The sequence below is a fragment of the Thermosynechococcus sp. B1 genome (assembly GCF_030322985.1).
Classification (GTDB): Bacteria; Cyanobacteriota; Cyanobacteriia; order Thermosynechococcales; family Thermosynechococcaceae; genus Thermosynechococcus.
Map to the genome: position 1 here is coordinate 340370 of NZ_CP096573.1, position 19642 is coordinate 360011.

Consider the following 19642-nt stretch of genomic DNA (forward strand, 5'->3'; position numbering starts at 1 on the left):
TTTACCCCTCAACCTAGGTCTCAAATTGACTGCCGCGCTTGTACTGCTGGTAGGCAGCAAAGAACAAGCCCGCTAATGTGACTGGAATTAGCCCCAGCACAATGCCGCACAGTAAAGGTTCAATCATGGCCTTACACCCCTTTTAACCATGAACTCCATTCCCCACGATACACTAATGAATGGGCGCTGTACCGGCATCTCCCTGTTGATCAGGAAAAATCATCCTCACCGCCAGCGAGAACGTCCATGTTTCGCTTTCCTCTTTTCTCTTTCATTAAGTTATTTTTGCCCACAACAGCAGTCATTGCCGCTCTGTTAACACCCCTCTATTTTAGCCAACGCCACGCCCTTCTTAAGGACTTACAACTGCAAGAGGAGTATAAACTAGAGCGCAGCCGGCTGCTCCTAAGAATGATCTTGGATGACGCGGTTGAAGAGTTGAGAGCTTTGATGGCACTGCAGGTGTTGTCTAATTTAATGGAGGCTTCTGCTGGGGAAGAGGCTCACGAAAAGGCAAAGGCAGGACTGGCAGCATGGCAACGCCTCAAAAAACACTATGATCAATTTTATTTTTTTGATCCAGAGGGCAGGGTGCGTTTTCAGTGGCATGCAACACCCAAAGCGACGGATGCCGCTGCGACCAAGACAATTGACCGCTACTGGCCTATCCTACAGCGATTGACCCCCAACCAGATTTTTATTTCCCCCTTGGATATAATAGAGGGCACTGGTATCAGCTTGGCTCAACCTGTTTTGTATATTGGGGTACCCCTGTACCAAAAAGCAGCACCAAGGGGGGTTTTGCTGGTTCGTTACCGCGCCAGCCACCTTCTCAATCAGTTGATCAACAATTGCAATCTAGGGAACAGCAGCTGTCTCCTAGCAGATGACCAAGGCTATTGGTTCATTGCAGAAAATAATCACCAAGAATGGGGATTCCATTATCCTGAGCGACAGCAGTTTACGATCCGCAATCAATATCCGCTGCTGTGGCAACAAATGCAACGACGGCCTCGAGGCAGCCTATTGAGCCCCCAGGGGCTATTTGTCTATCAAGCCTTTTTTCCCCTAAAGGCCAACTACCTCTCTGCTGATCGAGCAACCAATTCGGCTAGGGACTCGAGCAGCACCCGTTGGTGGCTGGTTTCGCGGCTTTCTGACACCCTGTTGGCGCAATACAGCCGCCGCCTCCACCAGGAGTTCCTTGTCCTCTTTGCTGCCCTATCCGTTTTGGCGGCTGGTGCTCTCTTGATCATTGCCCGCGATCGCCAGCGCAAAGAGCAATTGCGAGAACTCCTAAGGTCAAGTGAAGCGCGCTTTCGTAGTGTCAGCAAAATGGCGCCGGTGGGCATTTTTACTCTAGATGCCGAGGGACGACCCACCTTTTTGAATCAGGCACTTCTAGACCTGTTGGGCGTCAACAGTCTGGAGGAAGCCGAACAACAGTGGATAGAACGCCTGCACCCTGAGGATCGCGATCGCGTCTTGAAGGCATGGGCCGGCTGCCAGCGAAAGAGGGTACCCCTCAACGAGCGCTTCCGGGTGGTTAAAGAAGACGGCAGTAGTCGCTGGATTAGGGCGCGGATTATTCCTCTGCAGCAAAGCCGTGGCAAAGATCGCTTTGTTGGCACCTGGGAAGACATCTCCCAAATGATCCAGCAGCAGGAATTCCTAGAGCAAGCGCGTAGGGCTGCCGAGGAAGCCAGCCGGGCCAAGAGTGAATTTTTGGCCACCATGAGCCATGAAATTCGCACCCCAATGAATGCCATCATTGGCCTCACTGGATTACTGCTGGATACCCCCCTCAATCCCCAACAGCGGGAATTTGTCAACACCATTCGCCTCAGTGGTGATGCCCTACTTGCCATCATCAATGATATTCTCGATTTCTCTAAGATTGAGTCGGGCAAGCTGCAGTTAGAGAGCTATCCCTTTAACCTGTGTAACTGCGTCGAAGAAGTCCTCGACCTTTTGGCCAGTCGAGCCAGCGATCGCCAGGTGGAACTAGCTGCCCATATTGAGCCAGGGATTCCCTATGAGGTCATTGGTGATATGGGGCGGCTGCGGCAGGTCTTGGTGAATCTCATGGGCAATGCCATCAAATTTACCCAAGGTGGCAATGTGACCCTCTACCTTAAGGGCATGCCTGCACCAATGAGCCAGTATGAGTTTATGCCCTGCTATTACTCCTACTGGTTTGCCATTCAGGATACGGGCATCGGCATTTCGCCAACGGGCATGGCTCGCCTCTTTCAGCCCTTTATGCAAGTGGATGCCTCAACCACTCGGCACTACGGCGGCACAGGTTTGGGCCTTGTCATTTGTCAACGCCTTGTGGAGCATATGGGGGGGCAAATTTGGGTAGAAAGTAAAACGGCTACAGATCCTTTGGCCGTTGGCGGCACACCCCCAGCCAACTATGAATCGATCCCAATTGAAGAAAGTGGCTCTGTTTTTTACTTTACTGTCAAATTTCTCGTCAATCCGCGGGCCATTGCCAAAGAGAGCAGGGGGGTCGGCCATCTTGAAAATCGGCGCGTGCTCATTGTGGATGACAATGCCACCAACCGTCAAATTTTGGCCCTACAAACCAAAAACTGGAAAATGCACCCCCTTGTGGCTGAGAGTGGCCGCAAGGCCCTTGTGCTTCTTCAACAACAAGCCCTGCCGGATGTGGCCATTTTAGATCTGCAAATGCCGGAGATGGATGGCATTTCCCTTGCTCGTAAAATTCGCGCCACCTACACGCAATTGCCCCTGATTCTGCTGACCTCCCTGGGCAATACACTGCCAGAGTCGGAAACTGCTTTATTCTCTGCCCTGATCAGCAAGCCGGTCAAACAGTCCACACTGTACAATGTCTTTAACCATTTATTTGGCCAAGAGCCGACAACGGTATCGCCTAAGCCAGCGGCTGCCCTATCCTTTGAAGACTTAAAAGCTGGTCTGCCGCCGCTGCGGATTCTCATTGCCGAGGACAACAAAGTCAATCAAATGGTGGCACTGCGCATCTTAGAAAAATTGGGCTATCGCGGTGATATTGCTGCCAATGGTTTGGAGGTGCTGGATGCGGTGCAACGGCAGCCCTACGATGTGATTTTGATGGATATGCAGATGCCGGAGATGGATGGGATAACGGCTACCCGTGAGGTGATTAATCTGTTTCAACAGCTGAACCAACCCCGTCCGCGAATTATTGCCATGACCGCCAATGCCATGGAGAGCGATCGCCAGCTTTGCTTGGATGCAGGTATGGACGACTATGTGAGCAAGCCCATTAACCTTGAAGACTTGGTGCGTGCCCTCCGTCAGTGCCATCCCCTCCAGACCTCAACAACTTAACATTTAGCGATAGACTAAAGAGATAGATTAACGGGTTCTTAATTCCAGCTAGGAATAAATAATTATCTATGGTTACCCCTGAACAACTGACCACCTTAATTCAATCCAGCTTGCCCGATGCCTTTGTGCAAGTGCAAGATTTGACCGGGGGTGGCGATCATTACGAAGCTGTAGTGGTCTCTGCCGCCTTTGAGGGTAAGCGACTGGTGCAGCAGCACCAATTGGTCTATAGCAGCCTTAAGGATCTCATGGCCAGCAATGAACTCCACGCCCTTGCCCTCAAGACCTATACCCCCCAGCAATGGGCACAACGCCAGTGATTTAGAATGCAATCTATTGCTGTTCTTTTGTAACTTGTGAACTCAAGAGGGAAAGCCAACGATGACACCCGAACTCCACGCCAAAATTGATCACCTCGTCAAAAGCAACAAAATCATTGTCTTTATGAAGGGCAGCAAGCTCATGCCCCAATGCGGGTTTTCCAACAATGCGGTGCAAATCCTGAATGCCCTCGGTGTTCCCTATGAAACGGTGGATGTCCTTGAGGATTTTGAGATTCGCCAAGGGATTAAGGAGTATTCCAACTGGCCAACGATTCCCCAAGTGTTTATCAATGGTGAGTTTATTGGTGGCTCGGACATTCTCATTGAGCTATACCAAAGTGGTGAGTTGCAACAACTGGTTGAGGTGGCCTTCGCTTCATAGTTTTTGCTCACCTTCACTGACGCCCAAAATAAATCCCCCATTGCTGGGGGAGCTTCATCATCTGTTCAACAACCTTGACCGTTTGGCCGAGAGAATGGCGGATTAGCCAAGGTTCACTTTGACGACGCGGTTTTTCTCTTCTTCCGCTTTCGGCAGGGTCAGGTGCAAGATGCCATCTTTGTATTCGGCCTTGACATCGGTGTTTTGAATCCGCACTGGCAGAGGAATGACCCGTTGGAATTTACCGTAGCGGAATTCGGTGCGTTTGATACCATTGCTTTCGCTTTGGCTTTCAGATTTGCGTTCGCCACTGACAGAGACCGCATCCGCCGTCACTTGAATGTCGAGGTCTTTGGCCTCCATGCCGGGCAGTTCAATTTTTAGAAGCAAAGCATCAGGGGTTTCTTCGAGTTCGGCTGCCGGCAGGAAGCTAAGATCGTTGCGGCGTTCGGTCAAGGGAATCAATTCATCAAATAGACGGTTCATTTGGCGTTGTAGCGCATCGATTTCGCGGAACGGTTCCCAACGAACGAGTGCCATACGCTGATCCTCCTGTATTCCTTAAGGTTTTAGATTGCCCACGGGATGACTTACAGAGAGAACAGCACCAACAATTAACTTTGTTTTTGTTTACCTTGGTATTGCTTGGGCTTATTCCCTCTGCCTACCTTCACTATAGAGGATGCAAGTCTTGATCCAAGTGGGGTTTAACGATCTCTCCAAGTTCCTTTTCCCGAACCTGTATTATCCTGATGGGGAAATTAAGGAAACATTAAACCTTGTTAGCCAAAAGGTTATCAACAGGGATTTCTTGCAGAATGGCTTGGGCATTGGCGATCGCCAGTGTCCCCCGCAGAAAACCAATATTTGCCCCCGGACAGAGATAACTCAGGGACTTCTGCCGACAAAAGGCTTTTAATGTCTCAACACTGCGCAGTTGTCGAGGCCAGTGGAAGGTGGTCGCCGTTTTCATCGGTGCCAGTTCTCCCGTCGGCGTAGGGAGTAGGTGACGACCGCTAAAGAGAACACCCCCTTGGCCAGACCAATAGACACAGGCGCTGCCGGGGGAGTGACCGGGTGTCCAGAGGATTTCGAGGGTTTCACTGACTTGCAGATGGTTCCCAAAGGTGGTCACGGCCACTTGGGGCAGCAGGTAGGCCTCTTGGGCATGGATGATCACTTCACAGTTAAAGGTGCGCTGCAGCTCACGAACGCGGGCGATCGCCCCCCGATGGGTAAGGATGAGGCGCTGAACGCCACCCTGCTCCCTGAGCCAATTTTGGCTGCTCTCTGTCCAAGGGGGGGAATCAATAAGGGTATTGCCATCATTTTCTACAATGAGATAAGCAGTGCCTCCCAGCGTCTCGCGGTTTGGTGGAAACCCGTAAACCATGGGCAATACAAGGCGGGGCGGTTTCTGTTGTTGAGCCACAGGTATCGAAATCATGACATGGATTTCCCTTATTGTATTGGGTTTGATCTTGGTGTTTATTGTCCGCCAGAGTGCTGCCCGTGTCAGTCAAACCCCTTGGTGGCTCCTATGGCTGGTGCTGATGTTGCCAGCATTTTTTATTGGGGGTTGGATGCTGCTTTTAGGGAATACCCCTGTGCCGTCGGGATGGTTGATCCTTGTTTTTGTCACCAGTTCGGTGCTCTATCTTGTGCTTTTGCGCCGAGGCCAGCCCTCCTTACCAGCGGCACCACCCACACCCCCACCGCCCACACCGACGGAAAATGGCAAGCTCCTCAATCAGGATGAAGAAACGCAATTGCAGAGCTGTTTCCCTTGGGGCATGTACTATCTGCAACAAATTGAGTATCGTCCGCAGGCGGTGATCTGCCGGGGGCAAATGCGCGGGGATGCCAACCAAGTCTATGAAACCGTGGAGCGCAATATTGCCCAACGCTTTGGCGATCGCTTTCTGGTCATGTTTCAAATGGGTTTGAGTAATAAGCCCTTTTTTGCCTTGATTCCTCGCGATCGCCTGCCCCAGCCCCAACAGCTTTTTCGTCCCGGTCTTAGCCTTGGCCTACTTGCCTTAACCTTTCTCACCACCACCGTTGCTGGCTTGGCACTCGTGGCGCCTGATCTGACGGCGGCGGAGCTGCGACTCAATCCCAGTTTGCTCTGGCAGGGGTTGCCCTACAGTGTCAGTCTGCTGTTGATTTTGGGCATCCATGAACTGGGACACTTTGCCACCGCGTGGTATTACCGCGTCAAAGCAACGCTGCCCTACTTTATTCCTCTCCCCTTTGCCATGGGCACACTGGGGGCCTTTATCCAGATGCGATCGCCCGTTCCCCATCGCCGTGCCCTCTTTGACATCAGTATGGCGGGTCCCCTTGCGGGATTGCTCGTGACGCTACCGATTCTAGTTTGGGGACTACAGCAGTCCGAGGTGGTACAACTGCCCGCCAATGCTTCCGAGCAGCCCCTCAATCCCCAAGTGTTTAGTCCCCGCATTTCGCTTCTCTTTGCCCTGATTGCCAAAGCCATTTTTGGCGCTGCCCTCAAGAGTGATAGTGCGCTACACCTCCATCCGATGGCAGTGGCGGGGGTGCTGGGCTTGGTGGTGACGGCTTTGAACTTGATGCCGGTGGGTCAATTGGATGGGGGGCACATTGTCCATGCGATGTATGGTCATCGGGCGGGGGCAGTCATTGGCCAAGTCAGCCGTTTACTGGTGCTGATTCTCTCCTTTATTCAACCGTGGCTCTTTGTCTGGGCCTTGATCCTCTTCTTTATGCCTGCCTTTGATGAACCTGCCCTCAATGATGTCAGTGAATTGGATAACTGGCGCGATGCCCTTGGCTTGATGGCACTGGTGTTGCTATTGCTCATTATTTTGCCGGTGCCGGCACCTCTGGGGGATTTGCTACTGCCGACACACCCAATGCCATAGGGGATGGCGTTGCCCCTGTTGACGAATGCGCAGGACTTGTTTTTCTAGGCGTTGCTGCCACTTGGGGGATCTGCCCCAGAAAATGTTGCGGGTCTGCCAGTAGAGAACGCTCAGGGTCATGCCAATGCACAGCGCCAAACCGATCGCCGGCAGCCGATTGAAGAGAATGCCATAACGCAACGCTGCCCACGTAAAATGCTCCCGCATCAGGCTAATTTCATAACGGAAGCCCCAGAGACTCAATGTGCCAACCGTCAGCCAAAGAAAGAGCACCACACTCCAGCGCATGAGAACGGTAAAGCGATGCAGGCGATCCACCTGCTGCCGAAATTCTGACTCAAGGCCTTGGGGCATTCGCGATCGCTCGTTAGCAGACATTTCTCTTCTCTATCGTATCTTTTTGCAGCTTTCTCATCATCTAATGTTGGTTTGAGAGGATCATTGGGCAGGGATTGCAAAGCCTCAATTTTATCTTTGTGGCACACTGTTGAGAAACAATGCCAGTGACAAGGAGCCTCCGATGCCAAGCGTGAGTTTACTGCGGGCAACATCCTATGACCTTGACCGTCTCAGTGCATCCCTTGAGGAACTCCTAGCGCCCTTGGGGGGAATGGCGGCGATCGTCAAACCGGGCGATCGCGTGCTGCTCAAGCCGAATTTACTCACCGGCGCACGACCAAAACACGAATGCGTCACTCGCCCAGAACTGGTCTATTGCGTTGCCAAAATGGTGCAGGCGGTGGGGGGACAACCCTTCCTAGGGGATGGACCTGCCTTTGGCTCGGCATTGGGGGTCGCCCGCAACAATGGCTATTTGCCCTTTATTCAGGAATTGAATTTACCGGTCATTGAATTCCATGGCGATCGCTATGCCACCGCCAATCCTGAATTTGCTCACCTGCGCCTGAGCAAAGAAGCGATGGCCGCCGATGTCGTCATTAACCTACCCAAGGTCAAATCCCATGTGCAACTCACCCTCACCCTTGGGGTCAAGAATCTCTTTGGCTGTGTCCCCGGCAAAATGAAGGCATGGTGGCATATGGAAGCCGGCAAGGATGCCGATCGCTTTGGCCGCATGCTCGTGGAAACTGCACGGGCGATCGCCCCCGACCTCACGATTGTGGATGGCATTATCGGCCATGAAGGCAATGGCCCCAGTGGGGGAACGCCGCGCCCCCTGAATATTTTGGGTGCCAGTCGCGATGTCTTTGCCCTCGATCGCGCTCTTGTGGCGGTTCTGAATGTTGATCCGGATCGCGTTCCCACCCAGCGTGCCGCCACCGCCCTTGGCTACAACTATGACCTCAGTGAGATTGACTTTCCCTTGGCACAGCCCCATGAATTGGCGATTCGGGATTGGCAACTGCCGCAGCAGATGATGCCCATTGACTTTGGCGCGCCGCGTGTCCTCAAATCCACCTTCAAACATCTCTATATTCGTTGGATCAAAGAACCCCTAACCGCCTATAGCCAAAAGGTCTAAGTTCTCAGGGGGGACGGCCTTTGATAAGCTAGGAAAATGCTGTTGGGGAGAACCGTCCTTGAGCTTTGACTACGATCTCGTCATTATCGGTGCGGGTGTGGGGGGACATGGGGCTGCCCTGCATGCCGTGAGTGTCGGTCTGAAAACGGCCATTGTTGAAGCCGCAGAAATGGGGGGCACCTGCGTCAATCGCGGCTGTATTCCCTCAAAGGCACTCCTTGCAGCAGCCGGACGGGTACGGGAACTGCGTCAAACCAATCATTGGCAAGCCTTAGGGATTCAACTGGGGCAGGTGAATGTGGATCGCGCGGGTGTGGCTGCCCATGCCGCCAATTTGGTACAAAAAATCCGCAGTGATCTGACAAACAGCCTCAAGCGTCTCGGTGTGGATACGCTCATTGGCCGCGGGAAAGTGGCGGGTTCCCAAAAAGTGAGCATCAGCACCCCCACAGGGGAAAAAATTGTTACCGCCAAGGACATTATCATTGCCACGGGGTCAGTGCCTTGGGTTCCCCCCGGCATTGAAGTGGATGGCAAGACCGTTTATACCAGTGATGATGCCATTAAGCTGGATTGGTTGCCGCAGTGGGTAGCCATCATTGGCAGTGGCTATATTGGCCTAGAGTTTGCCGATATTTACACCGCCTTGGGTTGCGAAGTGACCATGATTGAGGCACTGGATCAACTCATGCCCACCTTTGATCCAGATATTGCCAAACAGGCACAGCGGGTCTTGATTGCCCCTCGCGACATTGAAACCTACAGCGGTACCTTAGCCAAGCGGGTGATTCCCGGTAGTCCGGTGGTCATTGAATTGGCGGATGCCAAAACCAACGAAGTGGTGGAGGTTCTAGAGGTGGATGCCTGCCTTGTGGCCACCGGTCGCATTCCCGCCACTCAAGATATTGGCCTAGAGAGTGTGGGCGTCAACACCGATAAGCGTGGCTTTATCCCCGTCAATGAGTATTTGGCAGTAACGAAAAAAGGGAAACCCGTTCCCCACCTGTGGGCGATCGGTGACGCCACGGGGAAAATGATGCTTGCCCATGCCGCTTCGGCGCAGGGAATTGCTGTCGTGGAAACCATTGTTGGCCGACCACGCCAAGTGGATTATCGCAGTATTCCTGCAGCGGCGTTTACCCATCCAGAAATCAGTTTTGTTGGCCTGACGGAACCCCAAGCCCGCGAATTGGCGGAAAAAGAAGGTTTTGAAGTCCAAGTGGCACGCACCTATTTCAAGGGCAACTCAAAAGCGCTGGCGGAAACCGAAACCGATGGCCTTGCCAAGGTGATCTTCCGTGCGGATACCGGCGAGCTACTGGGGGCGCATATCTTTGGTCTCCATGCTTCGGATTTAATTCAAGAGGCCGCCAATGCCATTCGCGATCGCCAAACCGTGAGCCACTTAGCCTTTAATGTCCACACCCATCCCACCCTCTCGGAGGTCCTTGACGAAGCCTTTAAGCGTGCCCACGAGATGGTGAGCCACCGCTGAACTTGCTACGATAAAGTTTGGAGTCTTTCAGGAGTGGGTGATGACACAGGCCACACAGCCCGCCAAGGGAATCATGATGACCGAAGCTGCTCTCAAGCACGTGCTTGAACTCCGCGATAAGCACGGCAAAGACCTATGTTTGCGGGTCGGCGTCAAAGGAGGTGGTTGCTCCGGCATGTCCTACACGATGGACTTTGAAGACCCCGCCAATATCCGTCCCGATGATGAAGTCTTTGACTATGATGGCTTCAAAGTGGTCTCCGATCCCAAGAGTATGCTCTACATCTATGGCTTGGTGCTCGACTACAGCAACGCCCTCATTGGTGGCGGCTTTAAGTTTACGAATCCCAATGCCACCCAAACCTGTGGCTGTGGTACCTCATTTTCTGCCTAAGGAGTCCTGCCCTTGACCACATCTCAACCGGTGAGTGACGTTGAACGTCAATTTGAGGCGGCGATCGCCCGCTACAAAGAAGGGGCACCGCCGGCGGAACTGATTCCCACCTTCAAAGAGATTTGCCAGCGTGCTCAAAAAAGTAGCGCCGCTTGGACGTGCTTAGCGTGGCTCTATCTCCTCGATGACAAGCCCCAATCTGCCCTGAAGGCTGCCCAAAAAGCGGTCAAGCTAAATCCTGAAGACCCCCAAGCCCGCATTAACCTTGCGGTAGCGATGCTAGAAACAGGCCAAAAGGGGGTTCGTCCCCACATCGAATTGGCGCAAACCGTTGTTGCTGCTGTCGCTGAGCTGCGCCAAGAGGTCATCGATAACTTTGCCGACGGCCTGCAGCGCAAACCCAATTGGGAGAGCCTTGCCCGCGTCAAACAGTGGGTATTGGGGGGATAGCTATGGCACGGCTGCGGGACGTGATCAATTGGCTCTTGGTGGCGGATACCTTCTTTGTCTTGGCTAGCTTTGGCTGGTTTGTGGTCGCCCTTGTGGGGCGCTCCTTGGCGCTACCCCTTGGCTTTGATCTCTGGTTCAGCCTCTGGGAACCCCTCTTTATGCCCGCGATTGGCATCTTAATGGCCGCCGCACTCATTAACGGTGGCCTGAGTTATGTGCAAAACCGCTGGCTGCTGCGCTCTGTTGGCAGTGACTTGCGATCGCGGGATTAATCCCTAAACTTGCTCTGCTTCCACATCTACCGTGGTGGTGATGTTGGGCGATCGCCGGCTTTTAATCCGCTCCACCAGCAATTGCGTTAGCTCACTGGCAAGGATCACCATGACCGTGACATCATCCAATTGACCGATGATCGGCACTAGATCGGGTGAAATATCCAGAGGACTGAGCAAATAGATCAAGCTGGCGGCAATGATCAACCAGCGATATTTAGGATGCCGCAACACATTCCGATACCAGTTGTAGAAGCCGCTCATGGCGTATCAACCTTGAATCCTGCTCCTATTCTGGCATAGGGACTCAATGACCCTAGGTGGGGAAAACCGTCCGCGGTTAATCAAAGTAAAAGAGCGTCACCACCTTATGCTGCTCTTCCGCCAGTTCACAGGTTTGCAGCAGTGTGTGGCTATCGTGAAAAGCAAAACAAATCAGTTGTTGGCAGCGGGAAATAATTTCCTGATTGCAGAGGGAACTGGCTTCTGCGAGGGGCAGGTGATCGTTTTCGGGCTTCTCCACCAAGTGCATCACCTTGTCCAGCTGTTGGCGGGACTCGCGAGGCTGGCGCTCAAGACTTTGGGGTAAGATCACCGTTAGCAAATTGGGATCTGCCCGCATGGCTCCCCGAATTGCCGCTGCATTGGTTCCAACGGCACCTGAGGTCATCAAGCGGTTACCCGCCAGCACGAGGGCATAGCTCATCATTTCAATGAGGTGCTGATGCGTAATCGGGACGTGACGCGAGCCAAGGAGCGCAATCCGCTTCGGACCAGAGTCTTGGATTGTCGCTAATTCCTGCAAAAACTCATCAATTTGGGGGGAATCAATGCCCGGAAGATTCGTCGCCTGCGTCAAGAGCGTGTCTCATGTGCTACGGAACGACGCTATTTTAGCATTTTGGCCTTCAATTCTAGTAGGGGTGAATCCAGTTACCAACTGCCCGAAGCCCCCCCACCTGAGGAATGCCCACCCTCATCATCACTGCGGCTCGAGTAACTGTCGTCATAGCTGGAGTAACTGTGGTAGCGATCGTCATCATCGTCGTAGGAGGGGCGAGAGCGATCCTGAGGCTGCGGCCAGTTGCCAAAAAAGAAATTGAAAATAAACTTGACGATCGCAGAAATGATGCTGGAAGGAATAAGAATGCTCAGACCAACAACGATAAAGATGCCCGTAATAATGTCCCCGCCGGCAGTGCTGGTGTAAGTTGAGGGGACAGAGCTACTGGAGGTGGTCAACTGATTGGTCCCCAGTTCATTGAGCAGAGCACGCACCCCATTCATGATGCCCTGCGCCATCTGGCCCCGGCGAAAGTCCGGCAGCATATAGCGATCAATCACGGTTTGCATGCGTGGGTTCCAACCACTGCCATAGGCACTGCCCAATTCAATCCGCACCTTGCGATCGCCAGGGGCAACCAACATCATCACGCCATCATTGCGCCAACGGCTACCCACGCCCCGATGGTTAAATAAATCCGTGGCAAAGGCTTCAAAACTCGGGTGTTGGTTGCTGTAGTCGCGGTAGGAAGGAATCGTTACCAGCAGGACTTGCTGATTCGTGCGTTGATGAAATGCTTGAAGTTCGGAGCGAACCTGTTCCCGCTGGGGATCCTCTAACACCTTCACTAGATCGTTGATGTAGGTATCGGGTAAATCAGGGAAGCGCACATAGGCTTGAATCGGCGACGGCGCCAGCGTCAACATCAAACCGGCCACCACAGAAAGGATCAGCAACAAAGGGCGGTTTCGCCAGCGCAAAGTCATCATTTTTCTGAAAGGAGTGCATCTTGGCTCACAGTATAGCTTTTCTGCTCAAAAACATTCACAAAATGTGTGTATTGATGACTAATTTATGACTAAGTTTCGTTTAAGAATAGATTAATTGTTTCTGATAGATAATTGACGCAGGCACTGGTCTGAGAGCATTAGAGAAATTGACAGGGTTGACGAATTGCCTGTGCCAATAACTGCCGATACTCGCGATCGCTGACAACATATGCCCCAAAGCGCTCAAGATGGGGATTTTGCAGTTGGGCATCAAACAGCAGAAAGCCGCGACGCCGCAGATGCTCCACCAGTTTCACCATCGCCACTTTCGAGCCGTCGGGGATGCGATAGAACATGGACTCACCAATAAATGCGCCGCCAATCACAATACCGAGAATGCCCCCTGCCAGTTCATTCCCCTGCCACGTTTCAAAACTTACTGCCCAACCCGTGGCGTAAAGCAGATGGTACACCTCCTTGAGACGGGGTGTTATCCATGTACTCGGGCGATCGGCACACCCCTCAACCACAGCAGCAAAGTCCCGGTTAATCGCTACTTGAAAGCGATTTTGATTGAGCACCCGCTGCAAAGACTTCGGATAGCGAAACCGCTCATCGAGGGGAATCAATGCCCGCTGGCGGCTGGTGTACCACTCTAGGTGATCGCCTTCCCCCATGAGAAAGTAGCCTTCGGCATAGCCATCATCAATAAAGGTATCGCGTACCCACTCGGCCTCAGAAATCTCCATGCTGATAATCTGAACAATAGACACTTCACATTAACTCTAGTGTTGCCTATGCTACTCTCATCCTCAGCTGTCACGACAACCATTAGCCGTTACTGGCGCTGGTGTGTAGCATTGCTATTGGCCATCCTGTGGATTCTGCTCACCCCTACGGGGGCGATCGCCGAAGATTACACGAAAGAAGCCCTGATCAATATGGATTTTTCCGGGCGGGATCTGCGGGGGTCGGAATTCACAAAAGCCAACCTCTTCCACAGTAACCTCAGCCACACCAATCTTCAGGGGGTAAGCTTCTTTGGTGCCAACATGGAAACGGCTAACCTTGAAGGTGCCGATTTACGCTACGCCACATTGGACACCGCACGGCTGACCAAGGCCAATCTCACCAATGCCATCCTTGAAGGTGCCTTTGCTTTTAATACCAACTTTGACGATGCCATTATCACCGGTGCTGACTTTACCGATGTGGAACTGCGGGAAGACGCCCAGCGCCAGCTCTGCAAAGTTGCCAGTGGCACCAATCCCGTGACGGGGCGCAAAACCTGGGAAACGCTCCACTGTGAAGACTTTGCCACTTAATCCGTCTGCGTTTGCTCAGGATGATCCCCACGATTGTCCGTAGGACACGCTGCGCGATCGCCCGTGTCGGGAATTCTGATAAAGTATTACAAAAGTTAAGATTTATGACTAGAGTTTTTCATGAACGTTTTTATTGTTGGCGGTACGGGTACCCTAGGGCGGCAAATTGTGCGCCGCGCTTTAGATGAAGGACATCAGGTCTATTGTTTTGTCCGCAGTCCAGCCAAAGCCACCTTTCTGCGGGAATGGGGCGCCACCATTCTTCAGGGAAACCTCTGTGCTGCTGACAGTATTCTTGAGGCATTGCAGTACGCCAAAGCCTCAGTGGTCATTGATGCCTCTGCCACTCGCCCCACCGATACCCTAACCGTCGAAGCAGTGGATTGGCAAGGCAAAGTCAACTTGATTCAGGCTGCCCAAGCTGCTGACGTCCAACACTTCATCTTTTTCTCAATCATGGGGGCGCAGGACTATCCCCACGTGCCCCTGATGCAAATCAAACACTGTACCGAAGACTTCTTGCGCGAATCAGGGCTAAACTACACGATCCTGCGTCCCTGTGGCTTCTTTCAGGGCTTGATTGGCCAATACGCGATCCCGATTCTGGAAAATCAATCCATTTGGGTTTTGGGAGAGTCCACCGCCATTGCCTACATGGATACTCAGGACGTGGCCAAATTTGCCGTGCGTGCCATTGATCGGCCAGCGACCTATGGCAAAACCTTTGATCTAGCGGGCACCCGCGCTTGGACAGCCGATGAAATTATTAAGCTATGTGAAAATCTCTCAGGGCAGGAGGCAAAAATTACCCGCTTGCCCATTGGGGTTTTGCGAGCCGCACGGCAGGCCACCCAGTGGTTTCAGTGGACATGGAACATTAGCGATCGCCTTGCCTTTACGGAAGTGATTGCCAGTGGTCAAGTCTTCAATGCCCCGATGGAGGAAGTCTATCGCACCTTTGACCTCGATCCCAGCGAAACCCTGACCCTTGAGGCCTATTTACAGGACTATTTCACCCGAATTCTGCGTAAACTCAAAGAATTGGATTACGAAAAAGCCAAACAGAAAAAATCTGGACGCAAAAAACGCAGTCCCTTTAAGTCCACCCCCTAGGAGTTGCTGTGAAGGCGGGGATCATCTACAACGAAGGCAAACCCCTTGCGGTCGAATTGGCTACCCATGTCCGTCAAATCTTAGAGCTTCAGGGCTGGGAAGTGCACATGGCCACGGGGATTGGTGGCATTCTTGGCTATTCCCGTCCCGATAGTCCCGTCTGCCATACCCCCATTGATCAACTGGTGCCCCCCGGCTTTGATGCTTCCATGGCCTTTGCGGTGGTTCTTGGCGGCGATGGCACTGTGCTTTCTGCCTTTCGCCAGTTGGCTCCCTGTGAGATTCCGCTGCTCACCATCAACACCGGCCACTTGGGCTTTCTCACCGAGGGCTATGTCGCCGATTTAGAACCTGCCCTTGATCAAGTGCTGCGCGGCGACTACACGATTGAAGATCGCACGATGCTCACGGTTCAAGTCCTGCGCGATCAAACCGTTATTTGGGAAGCCCTCTCCCTCAATGAAATGGTGATCCACAAAGAACCCCTGACGGGAATGTGCCACTTTGAAGTGGATGTGGGTGCCCATGCCCGCGTGGATATTGCTGCTGATGGCTTGATTCTCTCCACCCCCACCGGTTCTACGGCCTATGCCCTCTCGGCGGGTGGCCCTGTGATTACCCCCGGTGTGGCGGCTTTACAATTGGTGCCCATTTGTCCCCACTCTTTAGCCTCCCGTGCCCTTGTCTTTGCCAACAGCGAACCGGTGTGGATTTATCCAGCGAACCCCTTCAAGCATCTCATTCTGGTGGTGGATGGCAATGCGGGCTGCTACATTCAGCCAGAGGATCAAGTTTTTGTGCAACGTGCCCCCTACCGTGCCCGCTTCATTCGCCTGCGTGCGCCAGAATTCTTCCATGTGCTGCGGCAAAAACTGGGCTGGGGACTGCCCCATGTAGCCAAACCACGCCCCAAGAATAGTCCAAATCCCTAGGGCAAATGGTCTCGAAGGAACCCCCGATGACAACAGCAGCCGAACGGATTCAACAACTGCGGCACCTGCTTCAGCGTGCGAGCTACGCCTACTATGCCCTCGATCAGCCGATCATGGAAGATGAAGTCTATGACCAGCTCTATCGCGAACTGCAGGAACTCGAAGCGGCTCATCCTGAGTACATCACCCCCGACAGCCCTACCCAGCGGGTCGGCGAAGCTCCCGTCAGTCAATTTGAGAGTGTCAGCCATCGCATTCCCCTCTATAGCCTCGAAAATGCCTTTACCTTTGCCGATATGGTGGCGTGGCAGGAACGCTGGCAGCGCTATTGGCGTAGCCTACGGCAAGAGGAGCCAATTCCCCCGACGGAATATGTCTGCGAACTCAAAATGGATGGCGTGGCCCTTGCTTTGACCTATGAAAACGGGTTATTGGTGCGGGGGGCAACTCGGGGCGATGGCCAACGCGGTGAGGATATTACCAGCAATGTGCGCACGATTCGCACCATTCCCCTGCGGCTAGCCGTCGAGAACCCACCACCAATCGTTGAAGTTCGTGGGGAAGCTTTTTTGCCTTTGGCGCGATTCCATCAACTCAACCAAGAACGCCAAGCCCAAGGAGAAGCTCCCTTTGCTAATCCCCGTAATGCCGCCGCCGGTACTCTCCGTCAACTGCATCCGCGCATTGTTGCCCAACGCCAACTGGACTTCTTTGCCTATGCGCTGCATTTACCTGAAGGGGGTAGCGTTCCTTGGGATGAGAAGCAAGCAGGGGAACCCCAATCGCAGCGGCAAGTGCTCAATGCGCTGCAACGCCTTGGCTTTCGGGTCAATCCCCACAATGCCGACTGCCCTGACCTAGAGGCGGTGAAAGCCTACTACGACCACTGGCAAACCGCCCGCCACCAACTGCCCTATCTGACCGATGGCATTGTGGTCAAGCTCAATGATTTAACGCTGCAACAGACCCTTGGGTTTACGCAAAAGTTTCCCCGCGGCTGTGTTGCTTGGAAGTACGAACCCGAGCAGGCCATTACTGATGTGGTGGCCATTACCATTCAAGTGGGACGCACGGGTGCGCTCACCCCAGTCGCTGAACTGGTGCCAGTGCAATTAGCGGGTACCACGGTATCACGGGCAACGCTGCACAATGCAGACTATATTGCCGAATTGGATTTGCACATTGGCGATAAGGTGGTGATCCACAAAGCCGGCGAAATCATTCCAGAGATTGTGCGGGTCTTTCCCGAATTGCGATCGCCAACGGCTCAACCCTTTACGATGCCCACCGTGTGTCCTGAATGTCATCAGCCGGTGGTGCGCCCTGCCAACGAAGCTGTGAGTCGCTGTGTCAATCCGCGGTGTCCGGCGATCGTGCGCGGCCAAATCCTCCACTGGGCAAGTCGGGATGCCTTGGATATTCAAGGGTTAGGGGAAAAGCTAGTACAGCAATTGGTGGCCAAGGAGTTGGTGCACACCCCGGCAGATCTCTATCGCCTGACGGCAGCACAACTGTTGCGCCTTGAGCGCATGGGTCAAAAGTCCGCTGCTAAATTGTTGCAGGCGATCGCCGACTCGAAAGAACAACCGTGGCCACGGGTGCTCTATGGCCTAGGCATCCGCCATGTGGGGAGTGTCAATGCCCAAGTGCTTGCCGATCAATTCAAGTCTGTTGAGGAGCTGGCCGCTGCTACCGTCGCCGATCTGTGTGGGGTCTATGGCATTGGTGAGGAAATTGCCCAAGCGGTTCACGAGTGGTTCCAAGACCCAGCGCACCAAACCCTCATTGCTGATCTCAAAGCCTTGGGGCTACAACTGGCGGCGGCGATCGCCACTGCACCAACGACTGGGCAACCCCTTGCGGGCAAACGTTTTGTGATTACAGGCACCCTACCCAGCCTCACCCGTGAAGCAGCCAAAACGCTGATCCAGCAACATGGCGGTCAAGTGAGTGAGAGTGTCAGTCGGCAAACGGATTATCTAGTGGTGGGCGAAAAAGCGGGGAGTAAACTGCGACGCGCTCAAGAATTGGGCATCCCCTGCATCAGTGAAACAGAACTTATAGAAATGTGTCGTTAGACAAAAAATTAGTGGGAGTACGGCGTCACGACCCTGAAAAATCTTTTAGCCTAAAAAGTGTGGCTGCTTAGTACCTAACGTTCAAGCACAATAGGGGGCAATTCGCTGATCTATGGTTTCTGTCACGCCGTCTCGACCTGCTGGGAGTGCCAATGCTATGACCCGTGCTCAGGGCTATCAGCATCAGTTACACCAAACTCATCCGACGCGCACCAATCACTATAGCCTGCGGGACTATCTGCAATTTGATCGCCAACGGGGCAGCATTACCGACTGGTATGATCAGCGGATCGCTCTAGCGACAGAAGACTTTGTCATTGGCCTAGTGGAAGGTCTCGAAGAGGAAGTTGGCCCTGCTTCTGCCCTCGTCATGTACAAAATTGGCGAAGAGTGGGGCAAACGCGATGCGGTTGTCTTTAAGCAACACTTTGAGCAAGAGTACCAGCGCGAACTACGCAAGGCCGCCTTGACATTTATCCTTGAGGCTTGGTGGTGGCCCTTTACAACCCTAGGCTGGGGCAACTGGGAAGTGGATCTCACGGAGCAAAAGAATGGTTTTATGTTCATCAATATCTTTGACTCCGTGGTGGCGCGCACCCTTGGGGATGTGGGTAAGCCCGTCTGCTACATCTATGCCGGTCTGTTTGCGGGCTTCTTTACGGGATTGATTCAAAAGCCCCTGAGTTGTATCGAGTTGCAGTGCTATGCCATGGGGGAAACCTACTGTAAGTTTCTCGTCGGTAAACAGGATCGCATTGATGCTGCTGCCTTCTGGCAAAACGAAGGAGCCACGGCACGGGATATTGAAAAACGCCTGCGCCAAGGGGAGTTGGTGAAACGATAAGCTCCAGGTGAGTGTGTTCATTTATTTTCTAGCGAGGGTTGCCCTATGTTCCGTCAGTTGAATCACTTAACCGTTGTTGCCGATGGTCGCTATGCCCGTCCTGAGGAATTGAACTTTCTGCGGGATTATCTGGCCTCGGTGGAGAGTCGCATCAGTGCCTACGAAAAAATCCGCACTGAGGCGGAAATGATGGCGGATAAAATTCAATCCATGCAAAAGGCAGAAAATCCCCGCTGCTTCCAGTTCATCAATGGCGATCGCTCAGAAATTTGCCGTCGTGATTTAGTGGATACCATTCGTCTGTGTGCCTCGGCCATGCTTTTTGCGGAGTTGGACTTGCTGCGGGATAATTTCTTACTTTGGTACCGCACCATTGTCAAATCCTTTAACTACGAAGCAACTGCCTCCTCCACCTATGGCAAGTACCTGCCGAATATGATGAAGCAACTGCTCACGCCCGAAGAACAACGGGTGATGCAGCCTGTCCTTGCCCTCGGCAGTTCAATTTTGTCAGAATAGAGTTGTTGTGGGGT

General features: G+C 53.1%; 23 protein-coding genes. 15 read left to right on the top strand and 8 right to left on the bottom strand.

From position 1 onward, the window contains the following. Positions 1 to 13: 13 nt before the first annotated feature. Positions 14 to 127, bottom strand: coding sequence for a cytochrome b6-f complex subunit V (gene petG / locus M0644_RS01670; protein WP_149817584.1), 114 nt, complete (start codon positions 125 to 127; stop codon positions 14 to 16). Between the two features lie 119 nt (positions 128 to 246). Between petG and M0644_RS01675 the strand changes: the two genes are divergently transcribed. The 3 genes from M0644_RS01675 (at position 247) to grxD (ending at position 4047) form a co-directional block, all read left to right on the top strand. Beyond that, complete coding sequence (locus M0644_RS01675) at positions 247 to 3342, top strand: response regulator (RefSeq protein ID WP_286626316.1); 3096 nt, start codon at positions 247 to 249, stop codon at positions 3340 to 3342. A gap of 68 nt (positions 3343 to 3410) precedes the next feature. Next, a complete protein-coding gene (locus tag M0644_RS01680) occupies positions 3411 to 3662 on the top strand; it encodes a BolA family protein (RefSeq protein ID WP_149817589.1) in 252 nt (83 codons plus the stop codon). Positions 3663 to 3723: 61 nt separating this feature from the next. Then, positions 3724 to 4047: a Grx4 family monothiol glutaredoxin gene (gene grxD / locus M0644_RS01685; RefSeq protein ID WP_149817591.1), complete on the top strand. Its 324-nt coding sequence runs from the start codon at positions 3724 to 3726 to the stop codon at positions 4045 to 4047. A 102-nt stretch (positions 4048 to 4149) separates the two neighbouring features. On the opposite strand, the gene M0644_RS01690 is transcribed toward grxD, so the two are convergent. Beyond that, on the bottom strand, positions 4150 to 4587 hold the full coding sequence (locus M0644_RS01690) for an Hsp20/alpha crystallin family protein (RefSeq protein ID WP_149817592.1): 438 nt from the start codon (positions 4585 to 4587) through the stop codon (positions 4150 to 4152). A gap of 232 nt (positions 4588 to 4819) precedes the next feature. Beyond that, positions 4820 to 5494 carry an MBL fold metallo-hydrolase gene (locus M0644_RS01695; RefSeq protein WP_149817593.1) on the bottom strand — a complete coding sequence of 225 codons (675 nt, stop codon included), beginning with the start codon at positions 5492 to 5494 and terminating at the stop codon, positions 4820 to 4822. On the opposite strand from M0644_RS01695, the gene M0644_RS01700 reads away from it, so the two are divergent. Next, positions 5493 to 6950, top strand: a complete 1458-nt coding sequence (locus M0644_RS01700) for a site-2 protease family protein (protein ID WP_286626317.1) — start codon at positions 5493 to 5495, stop codon at positions 6948 to 6950. The two genes, M0644_RS01695 and M0644_RS01700, sit on opposite strands and share 2 nt — an antisense overlap. On the opposite strand, the gene M0644_RS01705 is transcribed toward M0644_RS01700, so the two are convergent. Beyond that, the gene (locus tag M0644_RS01705; RefSeq protein ID WP_149817595.1) at positions 6924 to 7328 is read right to left on the bottom strand and encodes a hypothetical protein; all 405 of its coding nucleotides are present in this window, start codon (positions 7326 to 7328) and stop codon (positions 6924 to 6926) included. The genes M0644_RS01700 and M0644_RS01705 overlap by 27 nt on opposite strands. Before the next feature lie 142 nt (positions 7329 to 7470). On the opposite strand from M0644_RS01705, the gene M0644_RS01710 reads away from it, so the two are divergent. From M0644_RS01710 to M0644_RS01730, 5 genes are read left to right on the top strand one after another with little or no spacing between them, the layout of a single operon-like run. Next, the gene (locus tag M0644_RS01710) at positions 7471 to 8433 is read left to right on the top strand and encodes a DUF362 domain-containing protein (protein WP_286626318.1); all 963 of its coding nucleotides are present in this window, start codon (positions 7471 to 7473) and stop codon (positions 8431 to 8433) included. Between the two features lie 58 nt (positions 8434 to 8491). Continuing rightward, positions 8492 to 9928, top strand: coding sequence for a dihydrolipoyl dehydrogenase (gene lpdA / locus M0644_RS01715; protein WP_286626320.1), 1437 nt, complete (start codon positions 8492 to 8494; stop codon positions 9926 to 9928). Between the two features lie 40 nt (positions 9929 to 9968). Beyond that, positions 9969 to 10322 carry an iron-sulfur cluster assembly accessory protein gene (locus M0644_RS01720; RefSeq protein ID WP_206201439.1) on the top strand — a complete coding sequence of 118 codons (354 nt, stop codon included), beginning with the start codon at positions 9969 to 9971 and terminating at the stop codon, positions 10320 to 10322. Positions 10323 to 10334: 12 nt separating this feature from the next. Further along, entirely contained in the window at positions 10335 to 10772 is a 438-nt protein-coding gene (locus M0644_RS01725; RefSeq protein WP_226971983.1) for a M48 family metallopeptidase, read from the top strand. Positions 10773 to 10774: 2 nt separating this feature from the next. After that, a complete protein-coding gene (locus tag M0644_RS01730; protein ID WP_286626324.1) occupies positions 10775 to 11044 on the top strand; it encodes a hypothetical protein in 270 nt (89 codons plus the stop codon). A 3-nt stretch (positions 11045 to 11047) separates the two neighbouring features. Here M0644_RS01730 and M0644_RS01735 read toward each other — a convergent pair whose 3' ends face one another. The 4 genes from M0644_RS01735 to aat all read right to left on the bottom strand — a co-directional run bounded on the left by M0644_RS01735 (position 11048) and on the right by aat (position 13566). Further along, a complete protein-coding gene (locus M0644_RS01735; protein ID WP_206201437.1) occupies positions 11048 to 11308 on the bottom strand; it encodes a YkvA family protein in 261 nt (86 codons plus the stop codon). Between the two features lie 76 nt (positions 11309 to 11384). Then, entirely contained in the window at positions 11385 to 11903 is a 519-nt protein-coding gene (locus tag M0644_RS01740) for a hypothetical protein (protein ID WP_024125793.1), read from the bottom strand. A 74-nt stretch (positions 11904 to 11977) separates the two neighbouring features. Further along, positions 11978 to 12817 carry a YgcG family protein gene (locus M0644_RS01745; protein ID WP_286626327.1) on the bottom strand — a complete coding sequence of 280 codons (840 nt, stop codon included), beginning with the start codon at positions 12815 to 12817 and terminating at the stop codon, positions 11978 to 11980. 158 nt (positions 12818 to 12975) lie between these two features. Further along, positions 12976 to 13566, bottom strand: a complete 591-nt coding sequence (gene aat, locus M0644_RS01750; protein ID WP_315863015.1) for a leucyl/phenylalanyl-tRNA--protein transferase — start codon at positions 13564 to 13566, stop codon at positions 12976 to 12978. Positions 13567 to 13614: 48 nt separating this feature from the next. Here aat and M0644_RS01755 point away from each other — a divergent pair, with 48 nt between their 5' ends. From M0644_RS01755 to M0644_RS01780, 6 genes are all read left to right on the top strand, one after another. Beyond that, positions 13615 to 14142 (top strand): pentapeptide repeat-containing protein, encoded by a 528-nt coding sequence (locus M0644_RS01755; protein ID WP_286626330.1) that lies wholly within the window; start codon positions 13615 to 13617, stop codon positions 14140 to 14142. A gap of 120 nt (positions 14143 to 14262) precedes the next feature. Further along, positions 14263 to 15255, top strand: coding sequence for an SDR family oxidoreductase (locus tag M0644_RS01760; protein WP_286626331.1), 993 nt, complete (start codon positions 14263 to 14265; stop codon positions 15253 to 15255). A gap of 8 nt (positions 15256 to 15263) precedes the next feature. Further along, on the top strand, positions 15264 to 16187 hold the full coding sequence (locus tag M0644_RS01765) for an NAD(+) kinase (RefSeq protein ID WP_149817604.1): 924 nt from the start codon (positions 15264 to 15266) through the stop codon (positions 16185 to 16187). Positions 16188 to 16192: 5 nt separating this feature from the next. After that, entirely contained in the window at positions 16193 to 18265 is a 2073-nt protein-coding gene (gene ligA / locus M0644_RS01770) for an NAD-dependent DNA ligase LigA (RefSeq protein ID WP_315863006.1), read from the top strand. A gap of 112 nt (positions 18266 to 18377) precedes the next feature. Beyond that, positions 18378 to 19109, top strand: coding sequence for a V4R domain-containing protein (locus M0644_RS01775; RefSeq protein WP_149817608.1), 732 nt, complete (start codon positions 18378 to 18380; stop codon positions 19107 to 19109). Positions 19110 to 19154: 45 nt separating this feature from the next. Further along, positions 19155 to 19628 carry an allophycocyanin gene (locus M0644_RS01780; RefSeq protein ID WP_149817610.1) on the top strand — a complete coding sequence of 158 codons (474 nt, stop codon included), beginning with the start codon at positions 19155 to 19157 and terminating at the stop codon, positions 19626 to 19628. Positions 19629 to 19642: the final 14 nt, after the last annotated feature.

Excerpts from the sequence above, each read along its gene's own strand:
- M0644_RS01695 (WP_149817593.1), bottom strand. The coding sequence starts at position 5,494 with ATGATTTCGATACCTGTGGCTCAACAACAGAAACCGCCCCGCCTTGTA.
- M0644_RS01730 (WP_286626324.1), top strand. The coding sequence starts at position 10,775 with ATGGCACGGCTGCGGGACGTGATCAATTGGCTCTTGGTGGCGGATACC.
- M0644_RS01700 (WP_286626317.1), top strand. The coding sequence starts at position 5,493 with ATGACATGGATTTCCCTTATTGTATTGGGTTTGATCTTGGTGTTTATT.
- M0644_RS01745 (WP_286626327.1), bottom strand. The coding sequence starts at position 12,817 with ATGATGACTTTGCGCTGGCGAAACCGCCCTTTGTTGCTGATCCTTTCT.
- M0644_RS01675 (WP_286626316.1), top strand. The coding sequence starts at position 247 with ATGTTTCGCTTTCCTCTTTTCTCTTTCATTAAGTTATTTTTGCCCACA.
- M0644_RS01780 (WP_149817610.1), top strand. The coding sequence starts at position 19,155 with ATGTTCCGTCAGTTGAATCACTTAACCGTTGTTGCCGATGGTCGCTAT.
- M0644_RS01705 (WP_149817595.1), bottom strand. The coding sequence starts at position 7,328 with ATGTCTGCTAACGAGCGATCGCGAATGCCCCAAGGCCTTGAGTCAGAA.
- M0644_RS01760 (WP_286626331.1), top strand. The coding sequence starts at position 14,263 with ATGAACGTTTTTATTGTTGGCGGTACGGGTACCCTAGGGCGGCAAATT.
- M0644_RS01775 (WP_149817608.1), top strand. The coding sequence starts at position 18,378 with ATGGTTTCTGTCACGCCGTCTCGACCTGCTGGGAGTGCCAATGCTATG.
- ligA (WP_315863006.1), top strand. The coding sequence starts at position 16,193 with ATGGTCTCGAAGGAACCCCCGATGACAACAGCAGCCGAACGGATTCAA.
- petG (WP_149817584.1), bottom strand. The coding sequence starts at position 127 with ATGATTGAACCTTTACTGTGCGGCATTGTGCTGGGGCTAATTCCAGTC.
- M0644_RS01735 (WP_206201437.1), bottom strand. The coding sequence starts at position 11,308 with ATGAGCGGCTTCTACAACTGGTATCGGAATGTGTTGCGGCATCCTAAA.
- M0644_RS01710 (WP_286626318.1), top strand. The coding sequence starts at position 7,471 with ATGCCAAGCGTGAGTTTACTGCGGGCAACATCCTATGACCTTGACCGT.
- M0644_RS01680 (WP_149817589.1), top strand. The coding sequence starts at position 3,411 with ATGGTTACCCCTGAACAACTGACCACCTTAATTCAATCCAGCTTGCCC.
- M0644_RS01690 (WP_149817592.1), bottom strand. The coding sequence starts at position 4,587 with ATGGCACTCGTTCGTTGGGAACCGTTCCGCGAAATCGATGCGCTACAA.
- M0644_RS01720 (WP_206201439.1), top strand. The coding sequence starts at position 9,969 with ATGACACAGGCCACACAGCCCGCCAAGGGAATCATGATGACCGAAGCT.
- grxD (WP_149817591.1), top strand. The coding sequence starts at position 3,724 with ATGACACCCGAACTCCACGCCAAAATTGATCACCTCGTCAAAAGCAAC.
- M0644_RS01755 (WP_286626330.1), top strand. The coding sequence starts at position 13,615 with ATGCTACTCTCATCCTCAGCTGTCACGACAACCATTAGCCGTTACTGG.
- aat (WP_315863015.1), bottom strand. The coding sequence starts at position 13,566 with ATGGAGATTTCTGAGGCCGAGTGGGTACGCGATACCTTTATTGATGAT.